Annotated in this window: 9 protein-coding genes; all 9 read right to left on the reverse strand. The window is 76.7% G+C overall.

What is annotated here, in order from left to right; genetic code table 11:
- Nucleotides 1-2 precede the first annotated feature (2 nt).
- Complete coding sequence (locus RVR_RS04415; protein ID WP_237404567.1) at nt 3-1,757, reverse strand: ATP-binding protein; 1,755 nt, start codon at nt 1,755-1,757, stop codon at nt 3-5.
- A 454-nt stretch (nt 1,758-2,211) separates the two neighbouring features.
- Nucleotides 2,212-3,807, reverse strand: a complete 1,596-nt coding sequence (locus RVR_RS04420) for a hypothetical protein (RefSeq protein WP_202232583.1) — start codon at nt 3,805-3,807, stop codon at nt 2,212-2,214.
- Nucleotides 3,808-3,944: 137 nt separating this feature from the next.
- Nucleotides 3,945-5,525, reverse strand: coding sequence for a SagB family peptide dehydrogenase (locus RVR_RS04425; RefSeq protein ID WP_202232584.1), 1,581 nt, complete (start codon nt 5,523-5,525; stop codon nt 3,945-3,947).
- A gap of 97 nt (nt 5,526-5,622) precedes the next feature.
- Complete coding sequence (locus tag RVR_RS04430) at nt 5,623-7,923, reverse strand: TOMM precursor leader peptide-binding protein (RefSeq protein ID WP_202232585.1); 2,301 nt, start codon at nt 7,921-7,923, stop codon at nt 5,623-5,625.
- On the reverse strand, nt 7,920-10,610 hold the full coding sequence (locus RVR_RS04435) for a type 2 lanthipeptide synthetase LanM (RefSeq protein ID WP_202232586.1): 2,691 nt from the start codon (nt 10,608-10,610) through the stop codon (nt 7,920-7,922). The genes RVR_RS04430 and RVR_RS04435 overlap by 4 nt, the downstream gene beginning before the upstream one ends.
- Complete coding sequence (locus RVR_RS04440) at nt 10,607-12,724, reverse strand: ATP-binding cassette domain-containing protein (protein ID WP_202232587.1); 2,118 nt, start codon at nt 12,722-12,724, stop codon at nt 10,607-10,609. Before RVR_RS04440 ends, RVR_RS04435 begins: the two co-directional genes overlap by 4 nt.
- Nucleotides 12,721-14,922, reverse strand: a complete 2,202-nt coding sequence (locus RVR_RS04445; RefSeq protein WP_202232588.1) for an ATP-binding cassette domain-containing protein — start codon at nt 14,920-14,922, stop codon at nt 12,721-12,723. Before RVR_RS04445 ends, RVR_RS04440 begins: the two co-directional genes overlap by 4 nt.
- Entirely contained in the window at nt 14,919-15,914 is a 996-nt protein-coding gene (locus tag RVR_RS04450) for a biotin/lipoyl attachment domain-containing protein (RefSeq protein ID WP_202232589.1), read from the reverse strand. Before RVR_RS04450 ends, RVR_RS04445 begins: the two co-directional genes overlap by 4 nt.
- The gene (locus RVR_RS04455) at nt 15,914-17,191 is read right to left on the reverse strand and encodes a cytochrome P450 (protein WP_202232590.1); all 1,278 of its coding nucleotides are present in this window, start codon (nt 17,189-17,191) and stop codon (nt 15,914-15,916) included. The genes RVR_RS04450 and RVR_RS04455 overlap by 1 nt, the downstream gene beginning before the upstream one ends.
- Nucleotides 17,192-17,228: the final 37 nt, after the last annotated feature.

Genomic DNA, 17,228 nt, shown 5'->3' on the forward strand with positions numbered 1-17,228 from the left:
CCTCAGCCGCCGCCCCCGGCGCCGCCGCCGGCGTCGTCCCCCGCGCCGTCGGGTGCGGGTGCCGGGGCGGGTGCGCCTTCCCCTTCCGCGTGGACGGCGTCGACGGGCAGCATGACCAGGGCCTCGGTGCCGCCGTGGCCGTTGCCGCGGAGTTGGACGCGTACGCCGTGGCGCAGCGACAGCCGGCCGACCACGAACAGGCCCATCCGGTGGGAGACCGCGGCATCCACGGTCGGCGGGGCGGCCAGCCGCTCGTTGATGTCGGCCAGGTCCTCCGCGGACAGGCCGATCCCGGCGTCGTCGATCCCGATCAGCACCCGGCCGTCGGGAAGGGCGTGGCCGGTGACGCGCACCTTGGTCTGCGGCGAGGAGAACGACGTGGCGTTCTCCAGCAGCTCGGCGAGCAGGTGGACGAGGTCGGTGACGACGCGGCCGGCGACCTCGACCGCCGGCACCGAGGTCAGCTCGATCCGCTCGTACTGCTCCACCTCGGACGCGGCGGCGCGCAGCACGTCGACCAGCGGGACCGGGCTGGTCCACCGGCGGCCGGGCTCCTCACCGGCGAGCACCAGCAGGTTCTCCCCGTTGCGCATCATGCGGGTCGCCAGGTGGTCGAGCTTGAACAGCGACGCGAGGTGGGCGGCGTCGGCCTCCTGCTCCTCCAGTTCGGAGATGAGGGAGATCTGCCGCTGGAGGAGGCCCTGGCTGCGGCGCGAGAGGTTGGTGAACATCGCGTTCACGTTGCCCCGCAGCAGCGCCTGCTCTCCCGCCAGCCGCACGGCGTCATGGAGCACCAGGTCCATGGCGGCGGCGACGCGGGCGATGTCGTCGTCGCTGTACGTGCTCGCCGGAAGGGGCAGCAGCGAGGAGAGGTCGGCGTCGAGGACGTCCCCGGCGGAGAACCGGCCGACCACGCGGGGCAGTTCACGCGCGGCGTGCTCGGCCCGCGCGCGCAGCGTCTCCAGGTCCGTCCGCTGCCGCCTGCGCGTCCCCGCGCGCCGTCGCCGCCACCGCCCGGCCTTCGGCGGGCGCGGCTCCTGCGACCGGCCGGGATCGGGACCGTCCGGACTGCCCCAGCGGCTCTCCAGGTGCTCGTCCAGCACCCGTTCGGCGCCGTGCAGCTCGGTCGCGAGCTGCTCGCGCGCCTGGGCGATGGCGTACTGCTCCCGCATGGCCGAGACCAGTTCCGCCGAGTGCTGCTCCATCAGCGCGGTGAGCATGTCCCGTTCGGCCAGGGCGCGGGCGCGTTCGCGCCGGAGGGTGTCGACGTCGTCGGCCGGTCCGGTCCGCGCTTCGAGCTGCCGCAGGCTGTTCTCCACCAGTTCCCGCCGCCGCTGCTCGGCGTGGAGTTCGGCCTGGAGTTCCCACACGGTCTCCTCGGCCAGCTCGGCCCGCTGCACCGCCCGGGCCAGGGCGTCGCGCAGCATGTAGACCTCGTGCCGTTGCGGCTCGTGGACCAGGCAGGCCGCGAGGTACAGCTCCCGTACCGACTCCCGCACGTCCTTGTGCATGCGGGTCTGCGTGCGGCTGAAGACCGCGTCGTCGAGCTTGCCGAGGAAGGCGATCTCCGGCAGGCGGCGCCCGTTGAGGTAGCGCGACAGCGTCGTGGCGTCGATCCCCACCAGGCGTTCCAGCTCGCCGAGCGTCATGCCGAGGCTGGTGTAGAACTCCCGCAGCCGGTTGGCCCACGCGGTCATCTCCGGGCCCAGGTCGTTCCTCAGCGGACTGAGCGGACGGCCTCGACGTGGTTCCTGCATCCCCCGCAACAACTCCCCTCTGCCGTCATCCTGCCAGGAATTGTTGCCGCCCCGCGGCACGAACGCTGTCTCCGCTGGTGCAAGAAATCCGGCCTTGCGAGGTTCAGGTGCGGAAGGACGCGCACGAGAACCATGGAGGACGAGGGATGAACACCGCAGGTCAGTACCTCGAGTTGGGAGGAGCGGTCCTGCAACTCGCAACGGCCCTGATCGGGGCGTTCGGCCCCCGGCCGGCACGCCGCAGGCGCCGGAACAGGAAGCCGGCCGGCACCAGGAGGTCCTGAGCACGCAAGGGGGGCCCGGCGCGACGCGCCGGGCCCCGGGCAAAGCAGGTCAGGACACACCCTCGCAGGAGCAGCCGCCGGGCCACGGGCTCCCGTACCGGGCGCGGTCCGGGGAGCACTCCGGGAGCGGGCACCGGTATGTCCGCGACCGCGGCGGCCGGGCGGGGCGGTCAGGGTCGGGGGCGGGTTCTGCGGGTGCGGGTGAGGGCGAGGGCCGCGCCGCCGACGGCGAGGGCCGCGAGGGAGGCGAGGGCGAGGGGGATCGCGCCGTTGCTGCCGGTGTGGGCGAGCGAGCCGGTGGCGGACGGGGCGCCGCCGCCCGTGGTGCCGGTGGTGCCGGAGTCCCCGGAGCTTCCGGACGCGGTGCCGGTCTGGGTGGAGCCCTGGTTGCCGCCGCCCGCACCGCCGGTGGAGCCGGTGCCGGTGGAGGCACCGCCGGGCACCTTCACGGTGAAGGCGGCCTTGTTGTCGGCGAGGTGGTCGTCGTAGGGAAGGGCCCCCTGGTCGGCGAGTTGGGCGACCAGGGTGCCGCTGGTGGTGGCCGGGGCGTCGGCGCCCACCTTCACCTTGAAGGTCAGCTTCTGCGTGTGGCCGCTGTCGAAGACGCCGTCGAGGTCGCACTGGTACCGCGGCGCGCCGAGCGCGGGATCGCGGGTGCCGTTGTCCCACGGGACGCACCCGGCGGGCACCTGCGTGGCGGTGGTGCCCTTGGGGATGTCGACCATGACCGTGAGTTCGTCGTCGAACGTGTAGCGGTCGACGGTGGCCGGCCCCCGGTTGGCGGCCGTGGCGGTGAGCGTGGCCGTGTCGCCGGGGCGGGCCGTCGCGGTGTCACCGGTGAGGGCGATGTCGGCGGTGTTGGCCGCGTCGATGTTCTGCTGTGCTTGCCGACCGGAGCCGCCCGACGGTGCGCTGCCGTCCGGCACGAGCGTCAGGTCGCCGGCGCCGGCGCTCCTCGGCGCGGCCGGCACCGCGGTGGACGTGGCCGTCGGGGCGTAGGAGAAGATCTCGTGCAGCGCGGACTTCTTCACCCCGATCGTCAGCGGGGTGGACAGCCGGTACTTCCTGCCGGGCTCGACCGGCCTGGAGAAGTGGCAGGTCGCGACCGTCGCCTCCCAGCCCTCGGCGGTGCTGTCGGTGTAGTCGCAGTTCGGGAAGCGCGTCGCGAAGGACAGGCCCGGGGAGAGCGCGAGCCGGTAGTCCGTGGTCGCGGCGGTCAGCGAGCCGACGTTGGCGACGGTGAGCGGCTCGGTCAGGGTGCTGCCGGGCGCGGCGTCGTCGATCCGCTGGAGGGTGTCGACGACCAGGTCGACCCTGCCGACGGTGACCTTGACGGTGAAGGGGGCGAACGTCACTCCGGCGGCGGTCGCGGTGATGACGGCCGTGCCTCCGGCGCCGAGCGCGGCGCCCGGCAGGGCCCGGATGTCGACGATGCCGCCGGTGCCGCTCGGGCCGACGTCACCCCTGTCGAAGGTGCACAGGCCGCCCGCGCAGTAGTCGTCCGAGCTGGTGGCGAAGGAGCTGATGCCGGTGATGTCGACGGTGACGTGCACGTCGTGGAGGGTCGCGCCCTGCGAGTCCAGCCCCCAACTGACCTGGCCGTCACCGTCGTCGGGCACGGCGAGCCCGACGGGCGTCCCGGCGAACAGGTACGGCGCGGACCCCTCGTCGGCGTGGGCCGGGCCGGTGGCCAGCGCCCCGCCGACCAGGGTGACCGCGGCCGCGGCCAGGGTGGCCGCCCATCGTCGCCATCTGTGCGTGGACATCATGCGGTCTCCCCCAGGAACTCACGGAGTACGGCTTCGGGACACCCCTTTCGACCTCCGGGCGCCCCGGATGGTTGCCCCGGCGGTGGCACAGGGCGTCGGCGCCCTGTGCCACGCGCCGCGCCGGGGCGCGCCGTTCACGCGAGGTCCAGGGGATGGTCCCCGATCACCTCGCGGCGGACCTGGCACCACTCGGGCGCCTGGCCGGCCGTCCACCGCGGGTCGCCGCGCTGGGTCCGGTCCCGCTCCGTGGCCAGCGACCGCCCGGTCGGAAGGCTGCCGAGGGCGAAGTCCCCGACCGATCCCTCCACCAGCGGGTCGTTCCCCGTCGCCCGTGCCACCAGTCCGGCGTCACCGCCGCCGAGCCCGCACGGGGCGAGGCCCAGCACCGTCGCCACCAGGTAGAACGTGTGGTAGAGCACACCGACGTTGCGCAGCGTGGTCGCGTAGGCGATCCGCTCGTACTTCCAGGCCAGCCGGGAGAAGCGCGAGGTGACGGTGAGCACGGCGTCGGGTGCGTCGTCGCCCTTGGACTGCACGGCGGTGGCCACGAGCGCGTCGATCACCGGCTTCTCGTCGCACACCTCGACCAACTGGTGCCGCCAGGCGTCGTAGTGGTAGACGCGGCGGTCCAGGCCCTCCACCCGGTGGGCGGTGACGTAGACCTCCAGGTCGTGGGCGCCGCCACCGCTCGGGTAGGGGCGGTCGGCCGCTTCGTAGGGCATGCCGCGCTCGGGGTAGGGGCCGTAGCGGGCGCGGGTGCGGCTGCTGCGGAAGAGGAACTCGCCGAGTTGTCCGACGGACATCGCCCGGGGACCGTAGCGCCGGATGGACTGGCGGGCTTCCAGCACCTCGCTGAAGGAGGGTTCGTCGGGCCGGGCGCGCAGGTGCGCGGGCCGCCGCAACTCCACCGTGCGGCCGGAGTGCCGGGCCCGGACGGCGGGTTGCGGCTCGGTCGTGCCCAGCAGCCGGAACGTGGCGCCGTACGGACGGTCGTCCCAGCCGAGCCGCGAACGGGTGTGCAGGTGGAGGTCGTTCGCGGACCACTGGCCCAGCGGGCCCAGGTCCTCCGCGAAGCGGCCGTCCGCGTCCGCGACGGCCAGCAGCCCGAAGGCCGCGAGCCACCGGACCGCCTCACGGACGGCCTCCGGCGACAGGCCGCACCGGGGGTCGGGCGGCGCGTCCCAGACCGCCGGCGCGCTCAACGTCCCCAGGAGCGCCACCGCCCTGGGGTCGGGCACCAGGACGCGCAGCCCCCGCAGCGCCGTCTCGGCGACCGTCACCCCCTGGTCCGCGCGCAGCACGACGGCACGCGACAACCGGACGACCGCCCCCGGCGCCACGTCGGCAGGGGCGTCCGGCACCGGCTCGGTCATCGGCACCGCACGTGCCAACTCCCCGTCATCGGTGAGCAGATGGCGCACCGCGTGCGGGGACAGCGAGGCGAGCAGGCGCCGGAAGCGGGCGATCCGGGCCACGGCCGTACCCGGGTCGGGGTCGTCGAGCAGCACGTCCTCGGCCCGCTCCGGCACGGCCGTGCCGGCGAGCGCCCCGCGCAGCGCCGCCTCCACCTCGGCGTCGGTCTCCCCCAGGTCGGCCGCGCCTCCGGGCCCGCGCAGCGCCAACCTCCGATCGACGCGGACGAGTTCCCAGTGGGCGGGAAGGGAGAGGCCGACGGCGAGTGCGCCGGCCGCGGTGGGGACCGAGGAGATGGTCAACGGGGGCTCCCGACGGGTCGGGCGCTTCCCGGACGGGAAGCGCGGGGGGATCGGCGGGGCCCGGACGGGCCCGGGCGCCGTCCTGATGCCGGGCCGGTCACAGGAACATCGGCACCGGGTTGAGCTGCTGCTCCGGCAGCGGTGCGTCGAGCCAGCCCATCCGGACGGGCACGTCGTAGAGCCGGCCGGGTCCGAACCGCGCCCAGAAGTGGCGCAGTCCGGGCACGACGGCCTTGAACACCGGCAGGCCGATGTCGGGCCGGGTCATGTCGATCCCGTAGGCGTCCAGGCCGGCCTTCGTGCACAGGTCGACGGCGTGCCGCAGATCGACCGCGATGTCGCTGCCGCTCTGCCGGGGGAAGGCGTCCAGGCGCACCGGGGCGGCGTCCGGGTCGGGGGCGAGATAGGGGTGGTCCGCGAGCCGGGCGGTGCGCCACCAGTGCATCTGGACCGGGTCGGGGAAGCGGTAGCCCCCGCCGTCCGGGCCGACGTCCAGCACCGCCGGGAGGAACTGGTTGAGCTCCGAGACCGCCCTTCGCAGGGCGATGGCGGGGTCCAGGTGGGCGCCGAAGGCCAGCAGGATGTCCTCGACGGGCTTGTCGACGCGCCGCGACACCGCGGTGAAGGCCGGCACGCCGAGGTCGCTGGTGACGTCCAGCACCCACAGTTCGCGGCCGACCGCACGGTACGCGTCCACGCAGCGCGCGACGAAGGGGTCGTCGGACGACGCCAGGTCGACGGCCGGGCGGCGCAGCCGGTTGTACCACCAGATCGCCACCGCGTCGCGTTCGAACAGTTCCATCAGGCCCTGGAGCAGGGCGTCCTCGGGCGTGGTGCCGGCGGCGCAGCCGTTGGAGTCGGCCCACGCGTACAGCGTCCGGGCGTGCTTGGGGTAGAAGTAGTAGAGCTGCATCGTCGGCAGCCAGCGCGTGGGGCCGCCGGTCAGCGAGTGCAGGGGGGACCACTCCAGCCGGGCGTCCTCGTCGAACGGGACGGCCACCACGGTGAACGTGGAGCCGGTGCTGTTCCAGCGCTGCCGGTCGGCGTACTGGGCCGCGCTGTAGCCGGCGACCGCGTTGGGGTGGACGGCCGCGTCGCCGAGTTCCCGGTAGGTGGCGGTGATCCGCGCCTCGTCCTCGTGGTAGAGGCCCGAGTAGCGCTCGATCGCCTCGCACGCGGCTCCGACGCGGGCCTGGAGGGCCGTGGTGCCCTTGCCCGCCGCGCGGCTGCGGATGCCCTCGCGCAGGGCGTCGAGTCCGGTGGCGCCGAGCGCGAAGTTCTGGCCGGCCACGCAGGTGTGCAGGAGGTCCGCGGGCATGCGCGGGTCCTCGGTGGTGAACTCCTCGATGCCGGACACGACTCCGGTGATCGGGCTGATGAGCCGCTCCAGCGACGTCATGAGCTCCTTGCCGTCCACGGCGCGCATGCCGCCGTCGCGGGCGACCGCCGGAACCGAGGGCGCGAGCACGATCGGGGACTCCCCGCGCCGCGCCTGGGTCCCCGGGTCGCCGCAGCTCGGGCACTGCGGCCGGTGCGCGTGCGGGTGTTCGACGCGTTCGGCGGTGAGCGGCCGCACCACCTCCACGTGGCCGTGGCCCGGCTCGGGGGCACCGTCGCCGCCACCGGTCCAGGCGCCGCGCGCGGCCCACCGCAGCGCGCGCAGCGCCACCAGGTGCGCCGCGAGGAGGGTGCCGGTCGCGGTGGCGGCCTGCGCCGGTACGTACCGCCGGCCGGTGCGCTCCTCGACGTACGTCTCCACCATCCGGTTGCGTCGCAGCCGGAAGGCCAGGCACTCCCAGCACCCGCCGGCGCCCGGCTCGAAGACCGGGCCGATCCACACCGCGGCCCCGGCGGGCCTGGCCAGCAGCCACGGCCGGCCGGAGGACAGGGCCGAGCGGTTGACCTCCTCCAACCGCGGGTTGAGGTAGTCGTCGGCGAGTACGACCAGCAGCGCCGCGTCGTGCTCGACGACGCGCGCCCCGGCGTCGGCCAGGGCCCGGCGCAGCGGCTCGGCGTCCACCTCCCCGACCGTCCTGATCTCGCAGGTCAGTGCTTCCAGCAGCGGCTGGACCGCCTCGCCGTCGAAGCCGGCGGTCTCCCAGGCGGCGACCTCGGCCGGGTTGAGGGAGGCGTCCGCCTCCACCACGTAGCCGCGGGCGCGGAGCCTTCCCAGGGCGTGGTAGACGATCTCCGGGGCGTGGTCGGCGGACAGGGCGGTGACGATCTCGTCCTCGGTGTGCTTGCCGAGCAGGAAGGGGGCCAGGTCCACGACCGCGGAGCCGTGCACCGCGTAGGCGGTGTCCTCGGCGAACAGGTAGACCGCCTCGCCGGGCACCACGTCCACGGCCAGATGAGGGCGGAACCGCACCACCCTGCGGCCGGGGGTTCTCTCCGTCATCGTGTGCTCCTCGGGGGTGAAGTCGGTCCGGCGGACGAGGGGGTCCGGGCAGGGGGCGGGACGGGGTGGCCGGCGGCGCGCAGCAGGGCGAGCACGACGGCGGGCAGGCCGTCGCCGGCGCCGAGCTGGTGCTCCTCGGCCGCCGTCCGGTCGGGCAGGCAGGAGCCGTGGGCGGCGCGGGCCGCGAACTCCCACCCGATCTCCCGCAGGGTCCGCCGCGCCGCGCCGCGCTCCCCGGCGGCGCCGCCGGGGGAGGCCGCGGCGGCCGCCGCGCGCTCGCCCGCCGCCAGGAGGGCGTCGCTGCCGAGCGCGCAGTACCGCCCGGGCGCCGCGCCGGGCTCGCCGGGCGCGGCCTGGGCCCGTCCGGAGCCGCGGCGGTCCCGCGCGGCCCGCGCGCGGGCCAGTTCCTCGGCGGCGTGGCGCAGTGCCGCGGGCGCGGCGCCGTCCGTGGCGAGCACCGTGATGCCCAGCGCGGGTTCGTGCCGCAGCCCCATCCAGTGCGAGCCGCCGCCGCTGTCCGGGATCGCGGCCCGGTGCGCGCGGTCCAGCAGGTGCCCGGCCAGCCGCAGCAGGTCGTCGTCGTCCGCTCCGACGGGCGGGTGCGCGGGGTGCGGCGGGACGGGGCGGCGGTGGCCGGTGTGGACGTCGACCAGGTGCTGGCAGGTCCGCAGGACGGCGTCGCCGACCGGGTCCGGCCCCTGGCGGGCCCTCAGCAGCCGGGAGCGCAGCGCGGCCCCGCCGCCGGGCGCCAGCAGGCCCGGCACCCGTCGGCCGGTCGAGGTCAGGATGTCGGTGCCGCCCACCACGGTGCGGAAGATCGGCACGTCCAGGCGGCGCAGGTCGGCGACCGAGGCCGCGGCCAGGGCGATCCGGCCGGCCGTCGCCGGCGTGGCGGGGTCGGCGCCGTGCGCCAGTTCGGCCCGCAGGACGCGGGCCAGGACGGCCTCGCGCCGCTCGAAGCCGGTCAGCGCCTGGGGCGCCTCCGCCGCGCGCATCGTGGTGAACGACGCCCAGGTGCTGGACCACATCACGCGGACCGTGGTGCCGTCGAAGGCGTGGCCCGCGCCGCCGGGCGCGGTCAGCCGTTCCGCCGACCGGGCGAGCGCGGTGTCCGCCTCCCGGTAGCCGGCGGCGACCGCGGCGGTGTGCTCGCGCGGGTCGAGCACCTGGTCGCCGTACCAGGCCATGCTCTCCGGCTGCCAGGTCAGCGCGCCGTCGAGCAGGCCCAGGTCCCGGCCGTGCTCGCTCAGCCGCGGCACCTCCGGCCGGAAGGGGACCGGTTTGCGGTCGGCGGGGCTGCACCCTCCCACGTCCACCGCGGGGCCGCCGGGGCGCAGCAGCACCGGGGCGGTCACCATGCCCGTGGGCAGCGCGGTGTCCGCCAGCGCGGCCTCCACCGGGTCGTCCGTGCCCGTGGCGAACACGGGGTGCATGACCGTCTCCAGGTCCAGGACGACCGGCAGGGCGCCGCAGGGGCGCAGGTTGTCCTGCCACAGGTCGCGTGCCTGCACCAGGGTGGCCAGCCGGATCAGGCGGCCCAGGTGCCGCGGGTAGTCCGCCAGTTCGTCCGGCGCCGAGCACGCGCCGCGCTCCACGTAGCCCTCCCAGGCGTAGCCGTCGCGGGCCAGGAGGGGGCGGCGGTGCGGGGGGCGGTCGGGGAACGCGTCGGCGGTCTCGTCCAGCAACCGCAGGAAGGCGGCGGCGCAGCTCAGGTCGCGGGGCTTGTAGACGGCGCGCCGGCCGCAGGCGAAGGTGAGCACCGCGACGTTCCGACCGTCGTCGTGCGGATCGCCGGCGTCGGCCGCGACCCGGTCCAGGGCGGCGGCGCGGACCTGTCCGAACAGGCCCTCGGCAAGGACGTCCCGGTCCGCGGCGAGCCGGGTGAGCATCTCCCGGGTGGCGGCCCGCCACTGCCGCACCGCGGTGCCGACCAGGAAGCCGAGGACCGGCAGCGCCGCCAGCCGCCGGCACCAGTCGCCGCGCGAGCCGTCGATCTCGGCGGGCCGCAGGAAGCGCAGGTCGAAGTCGAGGGCCGGCCCGCAGTGCGCGAGGACGCGGTCCGCGCCCTGCGCGGCCAGGTCCGCTTCGGCACGTTCGGTGAGTTCCGGCGCGCGGCCGGCCGCCCGCAGGGCGGCGAGGTCGGCGAGCAGCAGGATGCGGGTGGCCTCCCGCATGCACCGCTGCGGCGCCCACAGCCCGTCGTCGCCGGTCGAACGGTCCGGCAGGGCGCGCAGCAGGAGGGCGAGTTCCCGGGCCCAGGCCGGCAGGGCGGTCAGCCGTGCGGGGTCGATCCCCGCGTGCGCCGCGAGGACGTCTCCGGCGCCGAGCGCCCCGGCCGCCACCGCGGCGCGCACCGCGGGGGCGTCCAGGTCGGAGGTCCCCGTGGCCGCCGCGGCCCACTGCGCGGCCCGACGGCGCGCGGCGTCGTCGAGGACCGCGGCCGGGCCGGCGGCGGCGCGGTCGGCCGGCGGGGCGCCGGCCGCGATCACCGTCGCCAGGACGTCGGCCAGGTCGCCGAGGCCGCGCAGCACCGGACCGGCTCCGGGTGCCGTGACGGCACGGGCGACCGGTGGGGACGGGAAGGCGGCACCCGACGGGGACGGGAAGGCGGCGCCGGACGGGGACGGGGCGGCGGCTCCGGACGGGGACGGGGCGGCGGCTCCGGGCGGGGAGGGGAGGCTGCTCATCGCGCGCCCTCCCGTCCGGTCGCCGCGCCCACCGGATCCAGCAGGCGGGCGAACGCCGGGCAGCCGGTGACCAGTTCCGCATAGCGGCCCACCGCGACCGGCAGGCCGTCCTCCAGCACGAGGATGCGGTCGGCCGCGGCGAGCGACTCGACCCGGTGGGTGACCACGATCCGGCCCGGTCCGGCCTCGGCCAGCCGGCCGAGCAGCGCGACCTCGGTGGCCGGGTCGAGGCCGCTGGTGGCTTCGTCCAGGACCAGCAGGCGCGGCCGGCCGGCCAGCGCCCGGGCCACCAGCAGCCGCTGGCGCTGCCCCCCGGAGACCATCCGGTTGCCCGCGCCCACCGGCGTGGCCAGGCCCAGCGGCATGGCCCGCACCTCGTCGGTCAGTCCGACGCCGTCGAGGGCCGCCCACACCGCGGCGTCGTCGATGCCGGGCCGCCCGGCGGCGACGGTGCTGCGGATGTCGGTCCCGGTGGCGGTGGCGTCCTGGAGCACCGCGGCCAGCGAGCGCCGTGCCGAGACCGGATCGAGGCCGTCGAGCCGGCGGCCGTCGAAGCGCACCTCGCCCTCCGCCAGGGGGACCAGGCCGAGCAGGGCCTGGACCAGCGTGGACTTCCCGGCGCCGGAGGCTCCGACCACGCCGACGAACTCGCCCGGTCCGACGTCCAGGTCCACGCCCCGCAGCAGGGCCGCGCCGCCCGGGGCGCGTACGCCCACCCCGCGCAGTGCCAGCCGGCGGGCGGGGGGCACGGCGGCGCCGGCGGGCTCCGCCTCCAGCCCCACCACCTCCAGCAGCCGGTCCACGACGGGGACCACGCCGAAGACGGCGGTGGCGATCCGCCCGGCCTGGCCGACGGAGCCGATGAACTGCGTCAGGGCGATGTTGAGGGCCAGCAGGCCGCCGGCGCCCGGGTACGCGGTCCCCAGCAGCAGCGGCGCCCCCAGCAGCAGGGCGTAGAGCAGGCCCGGAAGGGCCGCCGTGAGCCCGCTGGCGGCGGACTGCCAGCCCACCGCCGCCAGGTCCTGCCGCTTCTGCTCCGCGAACACCTCCAGCCAGCGGCCGAAGGCGCGTTCCTCCCGCCCGGCCACCCGGATCTTGTCCAGCCCGCGCAGCATTTCCAGGAGCGTCGACGACGCCTCCCCGTAGAGCGCGAACACCCGGCGGTCATGGCGGAGTTGGCGCATGCCGAACCAGCCGGAGAGGGCGGCGGCGGCGAGTACCAGGGCGAGGGCGGGCAGGCTCGGCAGCGGCGCCAGCACGATGACGACGACGAGGCTCGCGGCGCCGAACAGCAGGTTCAGGAGGGCCGACAAGGTGGTGTTGCCCAGCATCTGGCGCACCGCGTCGACTCCGGCGACCCGCACGGCGAGGTCGCCGGCGGTGTACTCGCGCAGCCGCCAAGCCCGCGTCCGCAGCAGCCGGTCCAGGGCGGCGGGCCCGAGGACCGCCTCGGCGTAGGACTCCAGCCGGGCCAGCACCAGGTTCCGCAGCCAGACCAGGCCGGCGTAGACGCCCAGTCCGAAGCCGGCCAGGACCGCCAGCTCGCCGAGGAGTCCGGTACGGTCCCCGAGCACCGCGGACAGGGCGAGGGCGCCCGCCGACGGCAGGAACGCGCCGAGCACCGCGGCGGCCAGGCCGGCGGCCAGCAGCAGGGCCAGGTCCCCGCGCCTGCGCCCGTGGGCCGCCAGGTCCCGGGCCCGGCGCGCCTCCAGCGGCCGTGTCACCTCCCACGCCCACGGCGTCAGGTCGGCGGCGGTGGCCGCGTCCACCCGCCCGATCGCGCCGTGGCCCGGCAGGACCAGCCGGAAGGAGCGCCCGCGGGGCAGGAGCGCGACGGGCGAGCCGTCCCGCCAGTAGCCGAGGAGGGGGTGCAGCGGGGTGCGGTGCCAGTCGTCGGCGAGCGTCACCACGCGGGCTCGCAGCCCGAGCGCCTCGAAGGCGCCCTGGACGTCCGCCGGGCCCTCCTCGTCCCGTGTCCCGGACCGGTCCGCCGCGGGGGCGGCGCCGAGGTGGGCCGCCACCTCCTCGACGCAGCCGCGGGGCGGGGCGGCGGACACCGGGGCTCCGGCCCGGAACCGGTCCAGCGGGGAGAGGGGCGAAGCCGCGGCGCTCACCGGTCGCCCACCCTCGCCGCTCGCGCCCCGGCCAGCGGGCCGGTGGCGGACCGGCCGGCGGGCGGCGTTCCGCCGGGCGGACCCGTAGGGGCCGGGCCGGACGGCGTCACACGGCCTTCGCGCACGACCAGTTCGCGGTCGCACGCCCGCACCGCCGAGCGCCGGTGGGCCAGCATCACGACCGTCACGCCGCGCCGCCGCAGCCGGGCGAAGAGCTGCTGCTCCACGGCCCGGTCCAGCGCGCCCGTCGCCTCGTCGAGGACCAGGAGCGACGGGTCGCAGGCGAGCGCCCGGGCGATCTCCAGGCGCTGCCGCTCACCGCCGCTGAAGTTGGCGCCGCCCTCGTCGACCACCGCCCGGTGGCAGCCGCCCCGGAGTTCGACCACACGGTCCAGGCAGGCGTCGTGGACGGCCCGTTCGATCGCCTCGTCGCTCACCGTCTCGTCCCACAGCGCCACGTTCTCCGCCACCGTTCCCGCGAACAGCTCGATGGTCTGGTCCACCCAGGCGACGCTCCGCACCAGCTCGCCCCTGGGCCTCTCGTCCGACGGCCGGCCGTCGAGCAGCACCCGGCCGGTCAGCGGGGCCAGCACCCCCGCCGCCAGCCGCGCCAGCGTGGTCTTGCCGGCACCGGTCGGCCCGGTGATCGCCACCCACTCCCCCGCCGCCACGTCGAGGTCCACCTCGCGCAGCACCGGCCGGCCCGGGGCGTACCCGGCCGTCACCTGCTCCATCCGCAACGAGCCCCCGGCGCGCGCACCGGTGTCCGGCTCCACGGTCCGCACCGCGGACGGGTCGTACGGCTCGGCGAGGAGGTCGTCCAGCAGCCCGATGCGGGTGAGCAGTCCGGGCACCGCGAGGAGCCCGCCGACCGCCGTAGCGGCCGCCGCCGTGAACCCGCCCGTCAGGCTCTGCACCGCGAAGAGCGCGCCGAGGGTCATGTGCAGGTGGAGGATGCGCGGCGCCGCGGCCAGGACGACCAGCGACGAGGCGCCCACGGTCAGCACCGCCGGCAGGGCGGTGAGCGTCTGCTGCTGCCGGTTGTGCACCGACGTGGCGCGCACCGCGACCGCGTGCAGGCTGCTCCACCGACCGGTCACCTCGGCCTCGCCGCCGCCCGCCTTGACCGCGTCCAGCGCCCTCAGCGCCGCGAAGCCCGCCGCGTCCCGGCAGGCGGTCAGCCGGGCCTCCACCAGCGCGGCGGCGGACTGGCGCCGCCAGCTGGTCAGCGGCACCCCGACCACCAGCAGGCCGAGTCCGACCGCGAGGCCGCCGACCACGGAGTCCTCGCGCACGATCACCGTGCCGAGCAGGGCGGCGTTGACCACCGCGCCCGCCGCCGGCACCAGTTGGTGCACGAGGCCCAGGCTGAACGCGTCGACGGCCTGCGCCCGGGCCGCCATCGCACCCGGGTCGCGCCGCAGCAGGGTCCGTCCGTCGATGTGCAGCAGCCGCCACACCAGGTCCACCGACATCGTCAGGGACTGGCGCACCTGGAGACGGCCCAGGAGCTGGTTCTGCGCGGCCACCGCCAGCCCGGACACCAGGCCCACGGCCACCGTGACCGCGTAGAGCCGCAGCCCGCCGCCGGACCCTCCCGACACCGCGTCCGCGGCCAGGAGCTTCAACACCATCGCCAGCAGCAGGGACATGGCCCCGCCCACCAGGGACAGCGCGACGGCGCACAGGACGCCCGGCCACTGGGCGGCCAGCGCCGCCGCCAGCCGCCGGCCCGCGGTGCCGCGCGGCCCGCCCCGGGTGAACTCCGCGCCCGGCTGCGCCGTCAGCAGCACCCCGCTCAGTTCCGGTGCCAGTTCGGCGAACGGCATCCGGTGCCGGCCGATCGCGGGGTCCACGACGGTCACCAGGTCGCCGCGCACCCGCTCGACCACGACGAAGTGGCCGTCCGCGAGATGCGCCACCACCGGCAGCGCCACCGTAGCGAGGCCGGAAGGGTCGGGGACGCCGTCGCGCCACGGGACGGTGATCCGTACCGCCGAGGCTCGAAGACCCTGGTCCCGGGCCGCGCGCAGCCAGGTCAGCGCGTCGACGCCGTCCCGGGACGCGCCGGTGGCCTCGCGCAGGTCGCGCAGCGGCACGCGCCGGCCGTGGCAGGCCAGCACGGACGCGAGGCAGGCGGGCGCGCAGTCGGTCTCCTCGGCCTGCGGCACGTAGGGGACGCGGAGGGTGCGGCTCACCAGTGCCCTCCCGTCAGCTCGTCCAGGGGGTGCACCGATCCCGTCCGGACCCGCGCGATCACCGGTACCAGCGCCGGGAGTTGGGACGCCACGTCGCCGCTCCCCAGCCCGATCCGCGCCGCGCCGGCGACCAGCGCGTCGTGGAGGTCCACCGTCACCAGGCGATACGGGCCGTGCCCGCTCACCGCGAGGGAGGCGGACAGCCCGCCCAGCATCCGGCTGACCTCCGCGGCGGTGACCGGGTAGCGCCCCACCGAGCCGACCTCGCCGCTCACCGAGACCGCCGACTGGTCGGAGGACAACTGGGCGCTGACCGCCGCCCCTTCGGTCACCGGGAAGCCGCGGTCGCTGCCGAGGAACATCCAGGCGCGCAGGCCCCCCGAGCCGCTATCCACGGACACCACCGGCGTGCCCGGGGAGACCGCCGTGCCCGGAGCCGAGACGATGCCCAGCACGCTGCCGTCGACGGGTGCGAGGACCGCACGGGTGCCGCCTCCCGCGACGGCGACCTGTCCGACCCGCTGGCCGGAGCGCACCGCGTCGCCGGGCGCGACGTCCACGCTCAGTACGGTTCCGGTGACCGGGGAGGCCACCGGCCTCGGGCCGCTGCCGTGCACCAGCACGCCCTCCAGCCGGACGGTCGACTGCACCGTGCCGATCGCCGCCCAGGACACCAGGCCCGCGACCGCCGCGAGCACCACGGCCAGCGCGGTCAGCAGGCCCGGGGGCACCAGGGTCATCCGCTGGCCGGCGATGCGCGCCGCCGACGCCAGCCGCTCCTGCGCCCGCGCCTCGGCGGCGGCTTCCTGCCCGGCGATGGCTTCCTGCTCGGCGGTGGCCTTCTCCTCGGCGGCGGTTTCCTGCCCGCCCGGCGCTCCGGTCCCGGCCGTGCCGTCCGCCTCGACCCCGTGCTCCGCCTCGGCTGCGGCCACCCGTCCCGTCCGGGCCGCGCCCCGCGCGTCGTCCGCCGTTCCCCTGCCGTGCTCGGACATCACTCGCCCCCCGCGGGACGGTTCGCGCCGTCGTGGGCGCTCTCCCGGCCGCCCGGCGCGGGCGTCGGGTCCGGCTCCGGCTCCGGCTCCGGCGGGAGCTCGCGCACCGGCAGACGGGACCAGCCCTGGACCGCCGGCGACCGGTGCGGCACGGCACCCGGCAGAAGGGCGAGCCTTCCCGGCCGCCCGGCCAGGAACCGCAGGAACTCCGCGCCCGCGAGGTCGGCGTGGTGCATGCCCAGGCAGATGTGGGGGCCGTGCCCGTAGGCGAGGGCGGCCTCCGGGCCCGTGCGGGGGCCGGGGCCGGCGTCCTCGCCGGCGAGCGCGGAGGCCAGCAGCAGCACCACCGTCTGCCCCGCCGGGAGGGCGAGGCCGCCGACCGACGCGGGGCAGGCCGCCCGCCGGGCCAGCATCCTCAGCGGGCTCGCGGCCCGCAGGGTGGAACGGAAGGCGTCGTGCGCCCGGTCCGGCTCCTCGCGCAGCCGGGCCAGCAGCTCCGGCTCGGCTGCGGCCCGGTGCGCCGCCTGGGCCAACGCCTGGCTGAGGGTCTCCAGCCCCGCCGTGAGCAGGAGTACGAAGAGCGCAAAACCCTCTGCCTCGTCGGCGGTCCCCGTCCGCACGGCCTCGCCGACCGCGTACAGCGGCCCGCCGTCCGCGGCCGCCAGGGCACCCCTCACGTACCGCCGCAGCGCGGCGAGTTCGCCGGCGAGGGCGTCCGCTTCCTCCCCCGAAGGGCCGGCTCCGGGACCGATACGGTCGCGCAGCAGCCGCGCCCAGCGCTCCAGTTCGTCGGCGTCCCCGGCGGGCAGTCCCATGACCAGGAGCGCCAGTCGCACCGGCAGGCGGTCCGCGTAGCCGCTGACGAAGTCGAAGCCCTCGCCGGCGTCCGCCGGCCACGTCCGCTCGACCGCCTCGGCGATGGCGGCGCGCGCCGCCGACGCCCGGCGCCGGGTGAAGTACGGCGCGACCAGGCGGCGCAGCCGGGCGTGTGCCGACCCGTCGCGCAGGCTGGGCATGGCCCGGAACACCGCGTCGAGGTCGTCGTGCGGGCTGATCCGCAGCGCGGGCAGCCTGCCGTCGCCGTCCCCGACGACCAGGCGTGGATCGCCCAGCGCCTCGCGCGCGGCGTCGGCCCGTGCCACCACCGTCAGCCCGGTGCCCGCGTGGAGGGCGGGCCAGCGGCGGGCGACGGACGGACTGAGCGTCGGACGCCGGCCGGCCAGGCACGCCAGGACCTCGCCGACCGCCGCGGAGGTCGGGTTCGCGGTCTCCCCCATGGGCTGTTCACGCTCTTCCGTCAGTGCCGGCGGGCAG

The sequence above is a fragment of the Streptomyces sp. SN-593 genome, from assembly GCF_016756395.1.
Classification (GTDB): Bacteria; Actinomycetota; Actinomycetes; order Streptomycetales; family Streptomycetaceae; genus Actinacidiphila; species Actinacidiphila reveromycinica.

Excerpts from the sequence above, each read along its gene's own strand:
- RVR_RS04415 (WP_237404567.1), bottom strand. The coding sequence starts at position 1,757 with ATGCAGGAACCACGTCGAGGCCGTCCGCTCAGTCCGCTGAGGAACGAC.
- RVR_RS04430 (WP_202232585.1), bottom strand. The coding sequence starts at position 7,923 with ATGACGGAGAGAACCCCCGGCCGCAGGGTGGTGCGGTTCCGCCCTCAT.
- RVR_RS04420 (WP_202232583.1), bottom strand. The coding sequence starts at position 3,807 with ATGTCCACGCACAGATGGCGACGATGGGCGGCCACCCTGGCCGCGGCC.
- RVR_RS04450 (WP_202232589.1), bottom strand. The coding sequence starts at position 15,914 with ATGTCCGAGCACGGCAGGGGAACGGCGGACGACGCGCGGGGCGCGGCC.
- RVR_RS04435 (WP_202232586.1), bottom strand. The coding sequence starts at position 10,610 with ATGAGCAGCCTCCCCTCCCCGCCCGGAGCCGCCGCCCCGTCCCCGTCC.
- RVR_RS04455 (WP_202232590.1), bottom strand. The coding sequence starts at position 17,191 with ATGGGGGAGACCGCGAACCCGACCTCCGCGGCGGTCGGCGAGGTCCTG.